Source organism: Nocardia sp. XZ_19_231, assembly GCF_015355705.1.
GTDB classification, from domain to species: domain Bacteria; phylum Actinomycetota; class Actinomycetes; order Mycobacteriales; family Mycobacteriaceae; genus Nocardia; species Nocardia salmonicida.
This window is the reverse complement of record NZ_JACUZI010000001.1, coordinates 128,489-146,645: the sequence shown is the minus strand read 5'-3', so window position 1 is coordinate 146,645 and position 18,157 is coordinate 128,489. Positions and strand designations below refer to the sequence as shown.

The window sequence follows — 18,157 nt, the reverse complement described above, 5'->3', positions numbered from 1 at the left end:
CGAGATTTTCACATTCCGCCGAAGCGCCGCCTCACCATGGACCTGCATATCCGTGACGATTCGTTCGCCACGAACGACAAAACCGGAGACCGCGCACGCGGCCTCCGGCAGTCGATGAATGCGACCGGAAATGGTTACCAGGCAGTAGCCCTTACCGGTCGGCGAACCTGCTCCTGCTCCGCCATCGAGGGGTCCTGCACGCGGGTGTTGCCCGCTTCGATCCACTGGGTGTCGGCCACACCGTGGCGAGAACGGTCGGTGCCGCGCACCGCCGTCTCGCAGCGCCGGGCCAGGTCCCGGCGGTCGAGTCCGGGATACTCGAGCGGCTCGAGCACGATCTCGACGACCATGCCCTTGCTGCGCAGCACTCGCTTCGCGGAATCGGCGAACGTATCGCTGCCCACGAAACCCGGTACGGTGCAGGGCATTCCGTCGCTGTTCAGGTAGCGCAGACGCACCGGCTGAACCGGGGTGGTGGTGTCGACGGCGGCCTGGAACATGGCGGGCCGCATCGAACCGTAGGCCCGGCCGCACCACGTCGTGCCCTCGGGGAACACCACGATCCGGTTACCGGAGACCAGCCGATCGGCCACCTGCGCGACCACGCCGGGCAGCTCACGCAGACGTGCCCGCTCGATCGGGATGACGCGGGTGAGCTTGGCCAGTTTGCCCAGCAGCGGCCATTCGACCATGTCGGCGCGGGCAACGAAGCTGACCGGCTGTACCGCGGCCAGCGCCACCACATCCGCCCAGCCGATGTGCCCGGCCACGATCATCACCGCGGTGCCGGTATCGGCAAAGCCCTCTGGCGAGGCTTGCTCGGGCGAACGGTTGTCGATGATGCGCAACCGCATTCCGAGGCAACTCAGCGCCGCCCTGGCGTAGCGACGCTGCACCTGTTCGCGGCGCGACTTGGGGGTGGCCACGGTCAACACCGGGAAGCTGAGCACCAGCCCGGCGATTCCGGCCAGGCGGGCGAACATCCTGGCGGTGCCGACCTCGTCGATCGGCTCGATGCAGCCGGACCCACAGGGGCTCGACGGCATCCACGAATGAGAGTGAGTTGCGAGCGGCGCGTCGAACACCATGGTTTTACTTCCCGTCGAAATTGGCGGCCGCGCTCTGCAGCCGCTCCAGATACCGGGTGTTGATGGTTTCCATGCCGAGCAGCGCGACGAAGTCGGCGACGGCGAAATCGGGATCGTGTGCCGGTTCGCCGCAGATCTCGGCGCCCAGGCGTAAGTAGCCGCGCAACAGCGGCGGCATCTTGGGACGACTCGGCGGAGTCATCTGGTCGAGCGAGAGTCCGTCGACGACCACCGGGTTGTACGGGTGCACGCGACGCTCGGGGTCGCAGGCGTGGCGGCCGAGCAGTTGGTCGCGCACGCCGCGCACGTTCACCCCGGCCGGATCGGTGGGCGAATCCTGCATCGGCACCGACACGCAGCCCATCACCCAGTCGTAGCCGGTGAGCTGGATGTAGTGCAGGATGCCCGCCCACATGAGGGTGAGCACCGAGCCGTTGCGGTGATCGGGCACCACACAGGCCCGGCCCATCTCCACGATCCGGTTGCCCGTGGGATCGAGCTGGGTCAGATCGAACTCGGTGGCGGTGTAGTACCCACCCGCCGCGTCGACCTTGTCCGGCGGCAGCATGCGGTAGCAGCCGACGAACTGTTCGGAGAACTCGTCCCGAACCAGCAGGTGGTCACAGTGCTCATCGAACTTGTCGGCATCGAGGCCGGCGCTGTTCTCCGGCATCTGGAACCCTGGTTCGGAGGCGAACACCTGGTAGCGCAGTCGCTGCGCGGCTTCCCGGTGCTCGGCATCAGACGCGACGACCAAGGAGTACCGAGATTTCCCCACCCCGGAGTCCGGCGCCGGGGCGGTCAACACGGACGAAATTGTCATACTGCTGATGAAGCCAGCCCGACCTGGCATCGGAGCGACACCTCAGTGTCGTGTCGATGCCAGGTTGGTGAACGAGATGGGGGTCACACCGGTCGTTCATTTCACCGCCGCGAAACGTTCGCCGATACCCAGTTCCGCCCGTACCGCAGTGCCCATCGCAGTGATCGCGGCGGGCAGTGTGACCGCGGGATCGGGAGCGAATCGCGACGAGTGATTGGCCGGGAAATGCGCCGGCAGGGTGCCTTCTGCCAGCATATACGCGGCATCTTCCGGACTGAATCGGTCGGCGCCGAAGCCGCCGATGTTCCAGAACACCGACGGACAGCCTGCCGCGGTGCCGAGGAGCCCGAAATCCTCGCTACCGGCGAGGGGATTGCGTAGCGGAAGCACGGCCAGCCCGGTCGAGGCGAGTTCGGCCATTACCCGCTCGGTGGCGCCCGGAGTGTTCACCGTCATCGGGAAGGGGTGGTAGAACTCGACCTCCGGCTCGATGGGGGCACTGAACGCGACAGCCTCGGCCGCGACGACCCGCCGGATCGCATCCATCATCTGCTCGCGAGAACGCTCGGAGAACGTGCGCAGAGTGAGCAGGAGTTCGGCGGTCTCGGCGATGATGTTCGGCCGCGTGCCCACGTGCAACGACCCCGCGGTGAGCACCGGGCTGGATCCGAGGGCTGCCTGTCGTGCGACCAGACTCTCCAAACGCAGCACCAGTGACGCGGCCATCGTCAGCGGATTCACGGCCAAGTGTGGGCTCGACCCGTGTCCGCCCTTGCCGGTGAGCCGCACCCGGACCGAATCCGACGCCGCCATCACGATGTCGCTGCGGGTGACGACGAGTCCCGCGGGCATCGGCCCGACGTGCTGGCCCAAACAGATGTCCGGACGCGGAAAGCGTTCGAGCAGACCGTCGTTCAGCATGCCGGCGGCGCCCGCGCCGGTTTCTTCCGCGGGCTGGAAGATCGCGACGACGGTCCCGGTCATGGTGTCGTCGGCGGCCAGTTCCGCACAGACGCCGAGCAATGCGGTGACGTGCACATCGTGTCCGCAGGCGTGCATGACCCCCGAGATGGTCGAGGCATAGTCGACGCCCGAGTCCTCCTGGACCGGCAGTGCGTCCATATCGGCACGCATCCAGACGACCGGGCCCGGCCCGCCCCGCAACACCCCGACCACGCCGGTGCCGCCGACTCGTTCGGTGACCTCCCAGCCGGGTAGCGCACGCAGCTGCTCGGCCACCAGGCTCGCGGTCGCGAATTCCACGCCCGACAGTTCCGGATGGGCGTGCAACTGCCGGTACAGCTGCTGCCATCGGTCCTCGGTAGGCGCTGCGGCGATCGAGTGACCGAGACCGGCGAGCAGGGATGGGGTGGGTGGCGTGCTGATGTTGTTCACGAAAGTGGTGTCCTTCGGATCTGTGGCGGTCGACGGCCGGGTGGTCGCTCGATGTGCGCGGCGGGCAACATCAAGGTGCCGACCGAGTCGCCAGGCCGATACGATTCGCCGGAACTCGCCACCGAAAGGTTCAACGATGCAGAATTCCGCCACCCTGGACGAACTCGACTACCAATTGGTGGCGGCACTGCAGGTGGCACCGCGGGCGCAGTGGCAGCAGATCGGGCGCGCGCTCGGCATCGACGGCTCCACCGCCGCACGCCGCTGGACGCGCCTGCAGAGCGCGGGGCTGGCCTGGCTCACCTGCTACCCGATCAGTATCGACGGCGTATCACCGTTACTCGCCATCATCGAAATCGACTGCGCGCCAGGACGATTACACGAGGTCTCGGCCGAACTCGCGCACGATGCGAATCTGGTGACCGTCGAACTCACCACGGGCGCGCGCGACCTCATGATCACCGCGGTGTTCTTCGACCACGCGTCCTTGGCCCGCTACATCACCTTCCGGCTCGGCACGCTCGACGGCGTGGTCACCACCCGCTCCCAGGTGGTGACCACCTCGTTCACCGAGGGCAGTCGCTGGCGACTCGATCGAGCCCGGATGGCCCACACCTCGTTACTCGCCCCGCCGCGCCGACGCGCACCCGGCTACGGCTCGATCCGTGCCGAGGACATCCCGCTCGTCACCGAACTCAGTCGCGACTGCCGCCAATCGGTCACCACGCTGGCCGAGCGCACCGAGATGAGCCCGACCACCGTGCGCAGGCGGATGGCGCGGCTCGAGCACGACAATGCCATCGCCTATCGCTGCGAGGTGGCCCGTTTCGTCTCCGGTTGGCCGCTCAGCGTCACCTTCTGGGCCGCCGCGCCACTCTCGCGCGTCCCGGAGATCGGCAACGCCGTCGCGGCGATGCGCGAGACCCGCATGTGCTACTCGCTGACCGGTCCACGCAACCTGATCTTCAATGTCTGGCTGCGCACGATGGCCGACATGCCCGCGTTCGAGGCGCGTCTCACCGACGCCATGCCGGAACTGACCATCGCTGATCGTTCGATGGCATTGTGGCCGTTGAAGATCGGCGCCACACTGCTCGACCCGGGCGGACGCTACCTGCGCCACATCCCGATCGGGCGCTGGGAAGACAGTGCGGCCTCTAGCGCCGAAGATGCCCTCGTCGATATTCTGCGCAGACGTTCCGCTTCGGTCGGCACCGCTGTCGCACAATAGAATTCGACGCACCATCGGTCGCACGGCGCCAGTCGGGCCCCAGCCGCGGTCCGAACCCGCCCCATGGCGAATATCCGCAGCATGTGGACTCCGAATGCCGATTCTCGGCACACCAAGGTTCGCTACGGCTGATAGTTGCGATAGACCGGGGCGCGGCAGCGGCACTGATTCCTTGATGTCACCTCACGCATCAAGGAGTTCGCATGAAACGTCCCCTCTTCGCCGCAGCGTGTGTCGCGGCGGTCGCGACGCTCGCCGCGTGCACGACATCACAGACCGGCTCGGCGGCATCCGACGCGACCGTGCGCCTGGCCCTGACCTCGGATCTGGGTAGCTTCGATCCCGCGCGGGCGGCCGGCTCCTCCGACTACGCCTTCGATCGCCTGCTCTACTCGACGCTGGTCGGCCTCGACGACAAGAACGTCGTCGTCCCACGCCTGGCCGCCAGCTGGGACGTCACCGCGACGCAGGCAACCTTCACCCTGAACAAGGGCCTGACCTGCTCCGACGGCGCCCCGCTCACCGCAGGCCAGATCGCGGCCTCACTGGACTACTTCCGCAAGACCGCCCCGGGCGCGGCGTACACGTTCGGCGCGGCCAACGCCGGAGACAAGACCACCATCACCGGCGACGACATCGCGGGCACCGTCTCGGTGCGCATGGCCACCCCGTGGTCGGAGCTGCTCCCCTCGCTGGGCCTGGTCAACGCGGGCATCATCTGCAAGCCCGGTCTGGACGACCCCACCGGCCTTGCGACCGGCTCGGTGCCGGGCGCGGGCACCGGTCCCTACGTCTTGACCGCGAGCGAACGCGGCTCCCGCTACACCGCGTCCCTGCGCGAGGGATTCGACGCGTTTCCCGCTTTCGCCGCCGACCGGTCCGGTCGCTCGCCCGCCACGATCGAGATCGGCATCGTCAAGAGTGAATCGGCCGCGGCCAATCTCCTGCAGACCGGTCAGCTCGACTTCGCCGGTTTCACCGGTCCCGACGGCTCCCGGCTGGAGCAAGGTTTCGACACCGCGACCGCGCCGATGGTCCGTAACTTCCTGTTCTTCAACCAGCGCGCGGGCAAGCCCGGTGCCGACGCGGAATTCCGCAAAGCCGTGGCGCGAGCCATGGACGCCAAGGCCTACGACAAGGTTCTCGGCGGCTCGGGAACGCTGCTGAAGAGCTATGTCGACAGCACCGCCAACGTCTGCGCCAACACCGACGACGCCCTGCTGACCCAGCACGACCTCGCCTCCGCCACCCGAGTCCTGACGGGCAAAAAGATCACGGTCACGGGCACCAACGCGATCGCCGACGGTGCGGGCAACACCTATGTCGCCGAGGCACTGCGCGCGGCCGGCGCCGAGGTGAAGCTGGTCAATGTCGACAACAACACCTGGGCGTCGTCGGTGTTGCCCGGCGGTGACTGGGACATCAATGTGATGGCTTCGCTGTCGACCACGCTGCTCACCGCGTCGAATCTGCTCACCGGTGCCGAACCGCCCCAGGGGCGCAACTACGGCGCGACGCACAACAACGCCTTCGACCAGGGTCTGCGCGCGGCCGTCGTCACCACCGACCAGACGGCCAAATGCACCGCCTGGCAGCAGGGGCAGGCGGGTCTGCTCAGCGCCGTCGACATCGTGCCGTTGTCTACGCTGAACGTGCGCTACGTGTTCAGCGAGGGCGTGCGGGCGCACATCCCCAACGGTCAGATCGACCTCAGCACCCTGCGGATCGGCTCGTGACAGGGTGGCTCGGCTTCGCGCTGCGCCGCGCGGCCGGACTCCTAGCAGTGGCGGTCGTGCTCGTAGTGGTCACCTTCGGCATGATCCAGCTCATCCCCGGTGACCCGGCCGAATCACTGGCCGGTCAGAACGCGACCGAGGCCGACATCGCCCGGATCCGGACCGAACTCGGGCTCGACCGCCCCGTGCTCACCCGCTTCTTCGACTATGTGTCGGGCCTGCCGCAGGGTGACCTCGGTCGTTCGTTCCAGACTCGGGAGGCGGTCTCGGACGTGATCGCGGCGCGGCTGCCCTTCACCGCGCAGCTGGCCGTGTTCTCGCTGGTCCTGGTCCTGGCGATCGCGCTGCCTCTCGGCATCGCGGTCGCCGCGCGGCACAGTCGACGCACCGACGGGGCCTTCACCCTGTCCACCGGATTGCTCGGTGCCGTACCGGAATACGTGGTCGGCACCGCGCTGGTGGTCGTCTTCGCGATCACGCTCGGGGTGCTGCCCGCGGGCGGCGCGCAGACCACCCAATCGTTGATCCTGCCCGTGCTGGCCATCAGCCTGCCCAGCATGTGCGTGATGGCACGGGTGGTGCGGCGCGAAGCCGGAACAGTGCTGGCTCAGGACTACATCCGCACCGCACGCGGCAGGCGGCTGCCCCCGCTGCGGCTGTACACCCGCCACGTGCTCCCCAATCTGCTCACCGCCGTCATGACCCTGAGCGGTCTGGTGCTCGCGTCGATGCTGGGTGGCACGGTGATCGTGGAAACAGTGTTCGCGTGGCCGGGGATCGGGCAGCGGGTGGTCGACGCGCTCCTGGTGCGCGACTACCCGGTGATTCAGGGCTGTGTGTTGGTCCTCGGTCTGCTGGCCGCGGTTCTCAACCTGCTGGTCGATATCGCGCTGGCGATCCTCGATCCGCGCTCGTCACTGGCCGGAGGTAACCGATGAAGACTCGTCCCCATCCCTCCCTTGTGGTCGGTGCGATCGGTTTCGCCGCCGTCGTACTCGTCGCCCTGATCGCGCCGCCACTGCTCGGCGACACCGCCGCCGCCATGTCATCGACCGTGCGGGCGGGGATCAGTGCCGAGCACTGGCTCGGCACCGATTCGCTCGGGCGTGATGTCTGGGCACGCACCCTGGTCGCGGCCCGGCTCACCCTGGTGCTGACCACCGTGGCGACAGCGCTGGCGGCGGCACTCGGTATCGCGATCGGCACCGCGGTCTGGGTGTCCGGGCCGCGGGTCCGCGAAATCGGACTGCGGATCATCGACATCATGGTCACCGCGCCGACGTTGATCATGGCGCTCGTGGTGGCGACCATTCTCGGCGCGGGACCGACAGCCTCGGTGATCGCCATCGTGCTCGGTGGTTCACCGTCGTTCGCGCGGCTCACCGCCAACCTCGCCGGATCGATCGCCGGCCGCGACTTCGTCTCTGCCGCAAAGCTACTCGGTGTCTCACCGGGGAGGGTGATGAGCAGGCACTTGCTACCGAATATCGCCGGGCCGCTGCTGGTGCTGCTGTCCTCCGCGTACGCGCAGGTACTGGTCGCCCTCTCGGGGCTGTCGTTCCTCGGTCTCGGTGTGCAGAACCCCCAATACGACTGGGGCTCGATGCTCAACGGTGGCCTGCGTTCGCTCTACACCACCCCGTCGGAGGCGCTCGGGCCCGCTGTCGCCATCACGGTGACGGGCGTGTTCGCCTCGCTCATCGGTGACGGTTTGGCCGCCACTCTCGATCCGCGCGAACGCGCGGAGCAACGGCGTGTGACGGCGGTTCCCAAACCGATCGCCCCACAGGCTCCCTCGCCCGATGCGTTGTTGACGATGACCGATCTCAGCATCGAGTTGGACAACGGCGTGCGTCTGGTCGATTCGGTTTCGCTACAGGTGGCGCCGGGTGAAATCGTCGGTCTCGTCGGCGAATCCGGCTCGGGCAAGTCACTCACGGCGATGGCGGTGGCGCGACTGCTGCCCGACGAACTGAGCATCAGGGCGGCCTGTCTCGATCTGGACGGACTCGACCTGACCGCCGCCGACAGTGATCCGGTGCGGTTGGCGACGGCGATCGGCATCGTCTACCAGGATCCGTCGGCGTCGTTCAATCCGGCGCAGCGCATCGGTAGTCAGCTCATCGAAGTGCTTCGCGTACACCGCAAGACGAGCCGCCGCGTTGCCATGGCTGCGGCGGCCGACGCGTTGCGGCGAGTGCATGTGCGCGAACCCGAGACCGTGCTCGGCCAGTACCCCCATCAGCTCTCGGGTGGGATGCGTCAGCGGGCGATGATCGCCGCGGCCGTGTTGCCCGATCCGCGGCTCATCATCGCCGACGAGGCGACCACGGCGCTGGATGTGACGGTGCAGGCGGAAGTGCTCGACCTGTTGCGCGAGATCAACGACCGTGGCACCGGCATGCTGTTCATCTCCCACGACATCGGCGTGGTCGGCACGCTGTGCCATCGCGTGGTCGTGATGTATGCGGGTCGCGTCGTCGAGGAGTTGACCGCCGAGGAACTGCGGGCCGGGCGGGCTCAGCATCCGTACACCCAGGCCTTGTTGGCGGCCAGCCCCACTCTCGACGGCAGCACGTCCAGCGGTAGGTTGGCGACCATTCCGGGTCGCCCGCCCGCCCCCGCGGACAGGCCGGCAGGTTGCGCGTTCGCGCCACGATGCCCGCTCGCGGTGCCACGGTGCGAAGCCGAGCTACCGCCCCGGATCGACGGTGTCGCCTGCCATGTCGTCAATTCCCTACTCGCACAGGAGGTTCCGGCGCGATGAGCGGTGGACTCGAAATCGTCGGACTCACTGTCTCGTACGGCTCCGCCCGGCGCGCGGTCACCGTGGTCGACAACGTGACACTTCGGGTGCCGACCGGCGAAACCCTGGGCTTGGTCGGCGAATCGGGGTCGGGCAAATCGACCATCGCCAAGGCGGTGGTCGGACTGTTGGCACCGAGTGCCGGACAGATCACCCTCGATGGGCAGTCGCTCACCGGGCAGCCGTCACGTCAGTTGCGGCGACGTGTGCAGTTGATTTCCCAGGATCCCTACGCCTCGCTGAACCCGCGCATGACCATCGGTGCCGCCATCGCCGAAGCCATCGATCCGGCCCGCGCCAACCCGCGCAGACACACCGAGGCTATCGGGCGCTGGCTGGAAACAGTGTCGCTCGATCCCGCTGTCGCCCAGCGCTATCCGCACGAATTCTCCGGCGGCCAGCGTCAGCGGATCGCGGTGGCGCGTGCCCTGGCGGTGGAGCCGGAGGTGATCATCGCCGACGAGATCACCTCCGCGCTGGATTGCTCGGTGCAGGCCGAGGTCCTCAATCTGTTGCTCGATCTGCGTGAACGTCTCGGATTGACGATGCTGTTCATCTCGCACGACCTGGCGGTGGTGCGGCATGTCAGTGATGCGGTGGCGGTGCTGCGCCACGGCAAGGTCGTCGAATCCGGCTCCTGCGCACAGATCTACGGGAATCCGGCACAGGCCTATACCCAGAAATTGCTCGCCAGCGTGCCCACGTTCGCGACGATCGCACCCGCTTGAGCCTCGCTGATTCGTCTACCCGACCCGGACCGCATCCCCGCAACAGCAACAACGACCCGTCACTATGGTGACGGGTCGTTGTTGTTTCGGTCAGGATCGGAGCGGTCAGACTGCGACGTGCTCGCGAGCTTCGGCCTTGTTCTCACGCACAGTGTCCGGTTCGGCGTCGATCTTCGCCTCGGTCACATCATCGAAACCGGGTCGCGCGGTCCCGATGAACGCGACCAGCCACCCCGCCACCGCCGCGAAGCGGTTGCGGAAGCCGACCAGGTACATCAGGTGCACGGCCAACCACATCGCCCAGGCGATGGTGCCCTTGAACGTGACGCGCTCGTTGAGTTTCACCACCGCGCTGAAGCGGCTGATCACGGCCATGCTGCCCTTGTCCCAGTAGACGAAGGGCGTGCCCGCGTCCTTCTTGCGACGGATGATGTCGGCGGCGTGGCGGCCTTCCTGCATGGCGACCGGCGACTGGCCGGGGTAGCCGTTGAGCGAGGTCATGTCGCCGATGGCGTAGATGTCGGCGTGGCCGCCGACGGTGAGGTCGGGGTTGATCAGGATGCGGCCCGCGCGGTCGGTCTCGGCGCCGGTGGCCTCGGCCAGCAGGGTCGCGAAGCCGCCGACCTGCACGCCCGCCGACCACACCACGGTCTCGGCGGCGATCCGGCGCTCCATGCCCTCCTTGTCCTTGACCGTCACCTTGCCCTCGTCGATATCGGTGACGAAGGTGCCGAGCAGCACCTCGACGCCACTGTCGGTGAGCGAGCGCTTCGCGTATTCCGAGAGCCCTCCACCGAAGGGCGGCAGCACCGCATCCGCACCCTCGACCAGAGTTACCGAAACCTGCTGGTGGAAGTGCCTTTTCGCGAGTTCCTTGATCTGGCCCGCCACCTCGACGCCGGTCGCGCCCGCACCGACCACCACGAAGCTGAGCAGCCGGTGCCTGGTCACCTCGTCGGCGTTCTCGGCCAGGGCGAACACGTGGGCGATCTGGTCGCGCAGGCGCTGAGCGTCGTCGATGGTCTTGAGCGAGTAAGTCTTCTCGGCGAAGTCGTCGCGGCCGAAGTAGCTCTGGCTGGCGCCGGTGGCGGCGATCAGCGAGGCGTAGGCGATCTGCCGGGGGCCGTCGGCGGTCTCGTAGGTGAGGACCGCGTTGTCGGCGTCGATGCCGGTGACCTTGCCGAGGCGGACGTCGATCTCGGGGTGGCGGCGCAGTACGTTCTTGATCGGCGGCGCGATCTCCTCGGGCGCGAGCACGCCGGTCGCCACCTGATAGAGCAGCGGCTGGAACAGGTGCTCGGGCGTGCTCGAGATCAGCACGACACCGATTCGTGACTTGGCCAGTTGCTTGGCTGCGGCCAGGCCTCCGAAGCCCGAGCCGACGATGACGACATCTGTGTGTTCCATGATCACTCGCTCCAAGATCGCGTTCCAGATCGGTAATAAATCCTTTCCTATGAGTAAACGCGATGCGGAACGAAGATGTTTCCACTGCCTGGGCGCATAATGGAGATGACTCTTATCTGTATAACTAATCAATGGGAGGTACCTGGTGGAACTTCGACAGTTGGCCTACTTCGTGGCCGTCTGCGAGGAGCTCAGTTTCAGCCGCGCGGCCAACCGCTGCTTCATCTCCCAGTCCGCGATCAGCCATCAGATCGCGAGACTGGAACGTGACCTCGGCGCACAACTGTTCGAGCGCACCACCCGCGCCGTGGTCCCCACCGACGCGACCCTGCGACTGCTGCCGCTGGCCAAGCAGATGCTGAGTCTGGAATCGGCGATCCGTGCTGCTGTGCGCACCACCGGACCGCGCATTCGCCTGGCCGCGAACATGTCTTTCGCCGCGCCGTCGCTGTCGGCGATCGCCACCGCGCGGGCCGCGCACCCCGACGCCGAGATCGAGTACGTGATCAAACCGTTCCGTCAGCGGATCACGGCGGTGTCCGATGGTGACTGCGATCTGGCGCTGATCCGCGGCAGTGTCGACCAGCCCGGTCTCGCGGTGGAACAGCTGTGGGTCGAGGACCTGGTGATCGCCATCTCGAGCAATCATCCACTGGCCGAACGCGGCGCGGTCACCCTCGCCGATCTGAGCCCCTATCCCCTGCTGCTCCCACCCGAGCAGGAACAGGTGTTGTTGCACACACTGATCCGCTCGGCCTTCGCCGACCTCCCGACCGGCCCCACCTTCGGCCCTCCGATCCCACCCGACCACACCGCCACGATGGAACTGCTCAACCGACCCGAATCCTGGACGATCCTCTACGAGGGACCCACGAAGGGTTTGCTCACCCTCGACCTCACCGACCACCGCCTGCGCATCCCGGTGTCGGCTGTCCTGCGCGAGGAGGCCCGGGAGAATCCGATCGTGCAAACCCTGCTGGATGCTCTGCACCGACAGTGAGCGAACCCGCGTGTTGTCGGCCGTTCAGGTCCGGTCGCCGGATCGCCACGGCTCGCCTGCGAGCGCCGTCGCGACCGCCAGGTGCAGCGGCAACGTTTCGTCGTCACCGTCCTCGACCGACCAGACGATCTCCTCGATAGCGCGCAGGAAGGCCCAGCCGCCCGCGCGGTCGACCGGGACGTCGAGGTGCCGCGCGGTGGCGACGACGACGGAACCCGCGTGCTCGGGGGTCGGGCTGGACTGAACCTGGATCATGATCAGGAAACCCGCGTCGAAGGCAGCTTCGCCGAGACAGGGTTTCGGATCGATCAGGAGCCACGGTTCGCGTTCGGCGGCAACGATATTGCCGAGGTGGGTGTCCCGATTGACGATCAGCAGTTCGTCGGTCGGCTCACTCAATTCGGCACACCAGTGCGCTATCCGCTCTCTCAGCAGCGATGAGATGTGTTCGGCCAGTGCGGGTTCCGGATCGGCCAGGCGCGCGCGGAGACCGGCCACGATATCGGCGGCCATGGGGAGTTCCGGAAAGCCGATGGGAACCGCGGTCGGGGGACGACGCAGGCGGCGATAGAGCCCGCAGGCGAACGCGACCTTGTCGGCGTTCTCCGGTCGACCCTCGAGGCTCGGGAACCCCGGCTGCGTGAGCAATTCCGTTCCCGGACGGGCCCATTCGAGCAGCAGCGCACCACTGTCCGGATCGAAATCGAGCAGCCGGACCGCACCGTCGCCGTCATAGCTGTGCAGGGCGGTGGCCTCGGCGAGGTTCTCCTCGTCGACCATCGGCACCTTCAACACCACCCACGCGCCGTCCTCACGCCGCGCGGCCGCCACGTAGGCATGGGTTCCACCGCCGAACGGCGCGGAGAACTCCGTCAGCCCCCACTCAGCGGCCAGGTCCGCCACGACACCGGGCAACTCGTCGATCCATCGTGCCCCGGCAGCCCCGAACACCGCGCGAACCGTGTCCTCGACCGAGGACGGCAACACCACCGGCATACGCCCCAATGACATCAACCCACCCTACTGACCACCGCGCACGCCGCTCCCCGTCATCGCCAGCGACTTTCGCGCACCGCCTTGCGATAACGGATCCAGCGCCCGGTCGACGATGACGCAGCGAAGCCGACCAACGCCGCCGCGAGGACGAACACCGCGGCGGCGGCCGCGGTCGCGGCATAGACCTCGCCGATTGCGGACCCGATGACCCCGAAGAGGGCGAAGAGCCCGACGAGCACCGCCGAGATGATCGACATGACACGACCGGCGGTGCGCGCGCAGAGCAGCAGGACGGCACCACTTCCGGTGAACGCGACAACGACCGTGAGAATCGCGATCGCCATGAAGGATCCGCTCGGATCCTTGCCCTTGTCGATCTCCTCGAGCGTCTCGGTGATGCCGTAGATAAGGAAGGCGGCGATCGACAGACTGAACAGCAGTGTCACGATGCCGACGAAGAACGCGGTGGCTTTCGACGGCTCCGGGCCGCCGACCGGCGCCTGGTACCACTGATTGCCCGCTGCCATCGGGTACATCCGCGGATCACCCACCGGCGCACCGTATTCCGCACGCGCCCAGCCCGGTTGCAGGTGCCCACCGGAGCCCTGCGCCTGCGGGCTGTGTTGCTGCACCTGCGCACCGGGGCCATGCGCCGAGAGGGCGGGCTGCTGCGGATGTCCGCCCGAGCCGTGCCACTGTTGGGCGGGATCGGTCCACGGTCGCTGCGCGTGTTCATCGGATCCTGGGACCTGTTGCGCGGGGTCGGTCCAGGGCTGACGCACGGTCGCGACATGCCTGCCCTCGAGGGCATCCCGGATCGCATCGGTGAATTCCGTTGCGCTGCCGAACCGCTCGTCACGCCGCTTGGCCATCGCGCGGGCGATGACGCCGTCGACCGCGGGTGGCAGATCGGTGCGGACCGCGGTGAGTCGCGGCACCGGGTGCGACAGATGTCCCGCGACCACCTGGCCGGGGTTGGTCGCGGTGTAGGGCGGATGCCCGGCGTACATCGCGAACAGGGTGCAGGCCAGCGAGTACTGGTCGCTGCGGTGGTCGACGACCTCGCCGGAGAGTTGTTCGGGTGAGGCGTAGGCGAGGGTGGCGGTGAAGGTGCCGGTGGCCGTGAGCTGGGTATCGGCGGTGGCGACCCGGGCGATACCGAAATCGGTGAGTACCGCGCGGATCTCCCGGCCGTGTTCGGCGTCGGCGATCAGGATGTTGCCCGGCTTGACGTCACGGTGCAGCACTCCGTGCCGGTTCGCGTAATCGAGTGCCGATGCCGTCTCGCCGATCAGGCGCGCGGTGACCCCCGGCTCGTGCGCACGCGCATCCCAGGTCGCGGCATCGGTTCCGCGAATGAACTGCATCGCGATCCACAGATACCCCTCGTCGCGCCCACGGTCGTACACCCCCACGATGCTCGGATGATCCAGCTGCGCAACAACATCGGCCTCCCGCTCGAACCGCCGCTGCAATTCCTGATCGGCAGAGAACGCCCGATTCAACAATTTCAGCGCGACACTGCGCGGCAACCGAGGATGCTCGGCCAGATAAACCGTCCCCATCCCCCCTCGCCCGAGCACCCGTTCCAAGCGATATCCAGCGAAGCCCGCCCCCGAATCCAACACACCATGCACGCTACCGGCCTCGGACGAGGCCCACCGAAGTACCTACATCTGTGACGATCTCCCCAGACCGCGCCAACTACAGGGATCGCGACCCACGTCGGGCCAAGCACTTCGGCGGCAGAACTCAACGGCTGGATCTACGCAATAGCCGCTGCCGAGGTCGCTCCCGATTCCGCAGAGCAGGAACGACAGCAAGCGCGCCATGAACAGCCCGAGCACTCCACCCACCTGTACGGCATCGATCACCGCACTGCCGGTGCATCCCCGCTCCGCGCCACACCGCCCGCCATGGGCCGCGCGTTTCCGCCGAAACCCGAAGACAGTCGGTCACTTCCCGCCGCTGCGGGTCGCTGTCGCGATGCTAGCCCGTACACCGCGGCGCGCCGCTCAGCGAGGGCAGCAGCGTACACCGGAGGATTAACGCGAGGTTGGCATCGATCGTGTCGAAGCTGGTGCTCCCGATGGCGGCGGATCCAGTTCCGAGCGAGCCCGATACAACCCGGGCTTCCGCTGGCGACTGGGCCGACGCGATCTCGGCACCGACGGTCGATGACATAGCCGCCAGCACACCCACGATCATCAGACGCTTCATGAAACTCCTCCGCGACTTTGGCAGAGTCGATCGACGCTGCTCGATACCGAGAATCTAAAACAAATATGATTCAGATACTGCGGATCGCCTGACCCGAACTCGGGGCACGCAGATCGGCGGGCGGGAGCCGCTGTCAGAAAGCCAGCGCAGCCCAGGGGATTTCGATCGAGAAGGGGTATGGGAAGGAGATACCCGCGCCGGATACGGGGACCCACTCGCCCGCCAGTAGATAGTTCGCGTTGCGGAGCGGGCGTACGCCGGGTGGGAGTTCGGCGTGACCGACCTCGAGGATGTATACGCGAAGGGCTCCGATACCGGTCAGATCCGGCGTCAGGTCGACTTCCCAATACGACGGGATTCCAGCACCCGCGTAGCGAGACTTCTTGGCTTCCATTTCGCCAGGTGTGTTGGACGGTGACAGCACCTCACCCACCAGCACGGTGTCGGAGGCGCGCACGTCGGCGCCCGGCGGCAGACAGCGATGCACGAGGAAGTCAGGAGTGACGAAATCAGATTTCCCTGTGTGCCCGAAGAAGACGTTCGTCTCGATGTTTCCCCGCCAGCATCGTTCGGGATGCACGGATCTATCGGCGCCCGCACAACGCCTGAGCTCCTGCGCTAGTACCAGCAAAGCCAGCTGGTGCTCGCCCGGTGCGCGTCGGAGCCACACGACTCGCCCATCCCACAACTCGATCCGGTCGGCGATCTCCTCGGGCAGCCGCTCCAAGTCTTCCCACGTCATGAATTCGGGCAGGTCAGGACGCTCGACATCGGGCAGGGACATAGCGCCATGATAGTCGGAGAAACGGCAACGGCCCGCGAAACCGTTCTGCGCGGACGCAGGAACAGGTGTCGCGGGCCGGGGTCGACTCAACCGGTGGCGATCAGCCCTTGTGGGACTTGACGGCCTCGGTCAGCTGCGGGGAGACGTTGAACAGGTCGCCCACGATGCCGTAGTCGGCGATCTCGAAGATGGGTGCTTCCTCGTCCTTGTTGACAGCGACGATGGTCTTCGAGGTCTGCATGCCGGCGCGGTGCTGGATGGCGCCGGAGATGCCGAGTGCGATGTAGAGCTGGGGGGAGACCGTCTTGCCGGTCTGACCCACCTGGAACTGACCCGGGTAGTAGCCCGAGTCGACGGCCGCACGCGAGGCGCCGACAGCGGCACCCAGCGAGTCGGCCAGCGCCTCGACGACCGAGAAGTTCTCGGCGGAACCGACGCCGCGGCCACCGGAGACAACGATGTTCGCCTCGGCGAGATCGGGGCGGTCGCCACCGACGATCGGGTCACGCGAGACGACCTTCACGACGCCGTCTTCCTGTGCCGGAACCTCGACGACGACCTGCTCGCCCGCGCCGGCCTGCGGAGCCGACTCGATGGCGCCCGGACGGATCGAGATCACCGGCACGTCGCCGGTGGCCTTGGCCTCCACGGTGAACGCGCCACCGAAGATGGAGTGCACGGCAGTGCCGTCGGCGTTGACGCCGATGACGTCGACGAGCAGACCGGAGCCGATGCGCGCGGCAAGGCGGCCCGACACCTCCTTGCCCTCGGCGGAAGCGGCGACCAGCACGGCGGCGGGCGCGGCGGAATCGACCAGGCCGGCCAGGACGTCGACCTTCGGGGTGACCAGGAAGCCCTCGATATCGTCGGACTCGGCGACATAGATCTTCTCGGCGCCACCGGCGGCCAGCGCGGCGGCCAGCTTGTCGGCGGTACCGGCGGGGCCGGTCACGACGGCAGCGGGCTCGCCCAGCGCACGGGCGGCGGTGAGCAGTTCGGTGCTGACCTTCTTCACGGCACCGTCGGCGTGCTCGATGAGCACAAGTACTTCAGCCATTAGTTCTTTCTCCTTAGAAGTCTCGGACGGCGCCGGATCAGATGATCTTCTGACCGATGAGGTAGGACGCGATCTTGTTGCCGCCCTCGCCCTCGTCCGCGATCTTCTCGCCCGCGGTGCGAGCCGGCTTCGGGGTGGCACCGGTGACCTTGGTGCCCGCGTTGGCGACACCGACGGTCTCCGGGTCGACGCCCAGGTCGGCCAGGGTGAAGACCAGAACTTCCTTCTTCTTCGCGGCCATGATGCCCTTGAAGGAGGGGAAGCGGGGCTCGTTGATCTTCTCGGTGACCGAGACGATCGCAGGCAGGGACGCCTCGAGCTTGAAGACACCCTCGTCGGTCTCCCGCTCGCCGGTGATCTTGTCGCCGTCGACGGTGAGCTTGCGCAGGTGCGTCAGCTGCGGGATGCCGATGTACTCCGCGATGATCGCGGGCACGGCACCTGCGCGGCCGTCGGTGGCCTCGTTACCGGCGATGACCAACTCGACGCCCTCGACCTGGCCGAGAGCGGCGGCCAGCACGTAGGCGGTCTGCACGGCGTCGGAGCCGTGGATGGCCGGGTCGTTGATGTGGATGGCCTTGTCGGCGCCCATGGACAGCGCCTTGCGGATGGCCTCGTTGGCGCGGTCGGGTCCGGCGGCCAGCACAGTGACCTCACCGCCCTGGGCCTCCTTGATCAACAGCGCTTCCTCGACGGCGCGCTCGTTGATCTCGTCGAGGACCGCGTCGGCGGCTTCGCGATCGAGGGTGTAGTCACCATCGGTCAGCTTGCGCTCGGACCAGGTGTCGGGGACCTGCTTGATGAGTACGACGATGTTCGGCATCGGTCTTCGTCGACCTCCTTCTGGGGACACGTGAGTGGTGGGGCCGCACGAGCTCAGCCGTAC

At 67.1% G+C, this 18,157-nt stretch carries 16 protein-coding genes; 6 read left to right on the top strand and 10 right to left on the bottom strand.

Features of this window, described 5'->3' with window-relative positions:
- Positions 1 to 134: 134 nt before the first annotated feature.
- The 3 genes from IBJ82_RS00640 to IBJ82_RS00630 all read right to left on the bottom strand — a co-directional run bounded on the left by IBJ82_RS00640 (position 135) and on the right by IBJ82_RS00630 (position 3,306).
- A complete protein-coding gene (locus IBJ82_RS00640) occupies positions 135 to 1,046 on the bottom strand; it encodes a 1-acyl-sn-glycerol-3-phosphate acyltransferase (RefSeq protein WP_228536379.1) in 912 nt (303 codons plus the stop codon).
- A gap of 46 nt (positions 1,047 to 1,092) precedes the next feature.
- Positions 1,093 to 1,911 (bottom strand): GNAT family N-acetyltransferase, encoded by an 819-nt coding sequence (locus IBJ82_RS00635; protein ID WP_194824029.1) that lies wholly within the window; start codon positions 1,909 to 1,911, stop codon positions 1,093 to 1,095.
- Positions 1,912 to 2,007: 96 nt separating this feature from the next.
- The gene (locus tag IBJ82_RS00630; protein ID WP_370585081.1) at positions 2,008 to 3,306 is read right to left on the bottom strand and encodes an amidohydrolase; all 1,299 of its coding nucleotides are present in this window, start codon (positions 3,304 to 3,306) and stop codon (positions 2,008 to 2,010) included.
- Between the two features lie 136 nt (positions 3,307 to 3,442).
- Between IBJ82_RS00630 and IBJ82_RS00625 the strand changes: the two genes are divergently transcribed.
- The 5 genes from IBJ82_RS00625 to IBJ82_RS00610 all read left to right on the top strand — a co-directional run bounded on the left by IBJ82_RS00625 (position 3,443) and on the right by IBJ82_RS00610 (position 9,807).
- Complete coding sequence (locus tag IBJ82_RS00625; protein ID WP_194824028.1) at positions 3,443 to 4,537, top strand: Lrp/AsnC family transcriptional regulator; 1,095 nt, start codon at positions 3,443 to 3,445, stop codon at positions 4,535 to 4,537.
- Between the two features lie 203 nt (positions 4,538 to 4,740).
- Positions 4,741 to 6,273 carry an ABC transporter substrate-binding protein gene (locus IBJ82_RS34420; RefSeq protein WP_228536378.1) on the top strand — a complete coding sequence of 511 codons (1,533 nt, stop codon included), beginning with the start codon at positions 4,741 to 4,743 and terminating at the stop codon, positions 6,271 to 6,273.
- Entirely contained in the window at positions 6,270 to 7,211 is a 942-nt protein-coding gene (locus IBJ82_RS00620) for an ABC transporter permease (protein WP_370585080.1), read from the top strand. The genes IBJ82_RS34420 and IBJ82_RS00620 overlap by 4 nt, the downstream gene beginning before the upstream one ends.
- Entirely contained in the window at positions 7,208 to 9,040 is a 1,833-nt protein-coding gene (locus IBJ82_RS00615) for a dipeptide/oligopeptide/nickel ABC transporter permease/ATP-binding protein (RefSeq protein WP_194824026.1), read from the top strand. Before IBJ82_RS00620 ends, IBJ82_RS00615 begins: the two co-directional genes overlap by 4 nt.
- Complete coding sequence (locus IBJ82_RS00610) at positions 9,037 to 9,807, top strand: ABC transporter ATP-binding protein (RefSeq protein WP_194824025.1); 771 nt, start codon at positions 9,037 to 9,039, stop codon at positions 9,805 to 9,807. Before IBJ82_RS00615 ends, IBJ82_RS00610 begins: the two co-directional genes overlap by 4 nt.
- Before the next feature lie 105 nt (positions 9,808 to 9,912).
- On the opposite strand, the gene IBJ82_RS00605 is transcribed toward IBJ82_RS00610, so the two are convergent.
- Complete coding sequence (locus IBJ82_RS00605; protein WP_228536377.1) at positions 9,913 to 11,214, bottom strand: NAD(P)/FAD-dependent oxidoreductase; 1,302 nt, start codon at positions 11,212 to 11,214, stop codon at positions 9,913 to 9,915.
- A gap of 145 nt (positions 11,215 to 11,359) precedes the next feature.
- Here IBJ82_RS00605 and IBJ82_RS00600 point away from each other — a divergent pair, with 145 nt between their 5' ends.
- Positions 11,360 to 12,214 carry a LysR family transcriptional regulator gene (locus IBJ82_RS00600; RefSeq protein WP_194824024.1) on the top strand — a complete coding sequence of 285 codons (855 nt, stop codon included), beginning with the start codon at positions 11,360 to 11,362 and terminating at the stop codon, positions 12,212 to 12,214.
- 24 nt (positions 12,215 to 12,238) lie between these two features.
- Here the strand turns inward: IBJ82_RS00600 and IBJ82_RS00595 are convergent, their stop codons facing one another.
- The 6 genes from IBJ82_RS00595 to IBJ82_RS00570 all read right to left on the bottom strand — a co-directional run bounded on the left by IBJ82_RS00595 (position 12,239) and on the right by IBJ82_RS00570 (position 18,094).
- On the bottom strand, positions 12,239 to 13,225 hold the full coding sequence (locus tag IBJ82_RS00595) for an aminoglycoside phosphotransferase family protein (protein ID WP_228536376.1): 987 nt from the start codon (positions 13,223 to 13,225) through the stop codon (positions 12,239 to 12,241).
- A 38-nt stretch (positions 13,226 to 13,263) separates the two neighbouring features.
- Entirely contained in the window at positions 13,264 to 14,838 is a 1,575-nt protein-coding gene (locus tag IBJ82_RS34415; RefSeq protein ID WP_370585079.1) for a serine/threonine-protein kinase, read from the bottom strand.
- 361 nt (positions 14,839 to 15,199) lie between these two features.
- A complete protein-coding gene (locus IBJ82_RS00585) occupies positions 15,200 to 15,430 on the bottom strand; it encodes a hypothetical protein (protein ID WP_194824023.1) in 231 nt (76 codons plus the stop codon).
- Positions 15,431 to 15,563: 133 nt separating this feature from the next.
- Entirely contained in the window at positions 15,564 to 16,214 is a 651-nt protein-coding gene (locus tag IBJ82_RS00580; protein WP_228536375.1) for a Uma2 family endonuclease, read from the bottom strand.
- Positions 16,215 to 16,314: 100 nt separating this feature from the next.
- The gene (locus IBJ82_RS00575) at positions 16,315 to 17,271 is read right to left on the bottom strand and encodes an electron transfer flavoprotein subunit alpha/FixB family protein (RefSeq protein ID WP_194824022.1); all 957 of its coding nucleotides are present in this window, start codon (positions 17,269 to 17,271) and stop codon (positions 16,315 to 16,317) included.
- A gap of 37 nt (positions 17,272 to 17,308) precedes the next feature.
- On the bottom strand, positions 17,309 to 18,094 hold the full coding sequence (locus IBJ82_RS00570) for an electron transfer flavoprotein subunit beta/FixA family protein (protein ID WP_194824021.1): 786 nt from the start codon (positions 18,092 to 18,094) through the stop codon (positions 17,309 to 17,311).
- Positions 18,095 to 18,157: the final 63 nt, after the last annotated feature.

Coding starts and splice junctions, on each gene's coding strand:
- IBJ82_RS00640 (WP_228536379.1), bottom strand. CDS start 1,046: ATGCCGTCGAGCCCCTGTGGGTCCGGCTGCATCGAGCCGATCGACGAG.
- IBJ82_RS00635 (WP_194824029.1), bottom strand. CDS start 1,911: ATGACAATTTCGTCCGTGTTGACCGCCCCGGCGCCGGACTCCGGGGTG.
- IBJ82_RS00625 (WP_194824028.1), top strand. CDS start 3,443: ATGCAGAATTCCGCCACCCTGGACGAACTCGACTACCAATTGGTGGCG.
- IBJ82_RS34420 (WP_228536378.1), top strand. CDS start 4,741: ATGAAACGTCCCCTCTTCGCCGCAGCGTGTGTCGCGGCGGTCGCGACG.
- IBJ82_RS00615 (WP_194824026.1), top strand. CDS start 7,208: ATGAAGACTCGTCCCCATCCCTCCCTTGTGGTCGGTGCGATCGGTTTC.
- IBJ82_RS00610 (WP_194824025.1), top strand. CDS start 9,037: ATGAGCGGTGGACTCGAAATCGTCGGACTCACTGTCTCGTACGGCTCC.
- IBJ82_RS00605 (WP_228536377.1), bottom strand. CDS start 11,214: ATGGAACACACAGATGTCGTCATCGTCGGCTCGGGCTTCGGAGGCCTG.
- IBJ82_RS00595 (WP_228536376.1), bottom strand. CDS start 13,225: ATGTCATTGGGGCGTATGCCGGTGGTGTTGCCGTCCTCGGTCGAGGAC.
- IBJ82_RS00585 (WP_194824023.1), bottom strand. CDS start 15,430: ATGAAGCGTCTGATGATCGTGGGTGTGCTGGCGGCTATGTCATCGACC.
- IBJ82_RS00580 (WP_228536375.1), bottom strand. CDS start 16,214: ATGTCCCTGCCCGATGTCGAGCGTCCTGACCTGCCCGAATTCATGACG.
- IBJ82_RS00575 (WP_194824022.1), bottom strand. CDS start 17,271: ATGGCTGAAGTACTTGTGCTCATCGAGCACGCCGACGGTGCCGTGAAG.
- IBJ82_RS00570 (WP_194824021.1), bottom strand. CDS start 18,094: ATGCCGAACATCGTCGTACTCATCAAGCAGGTCCCCGACACCTGGTCC.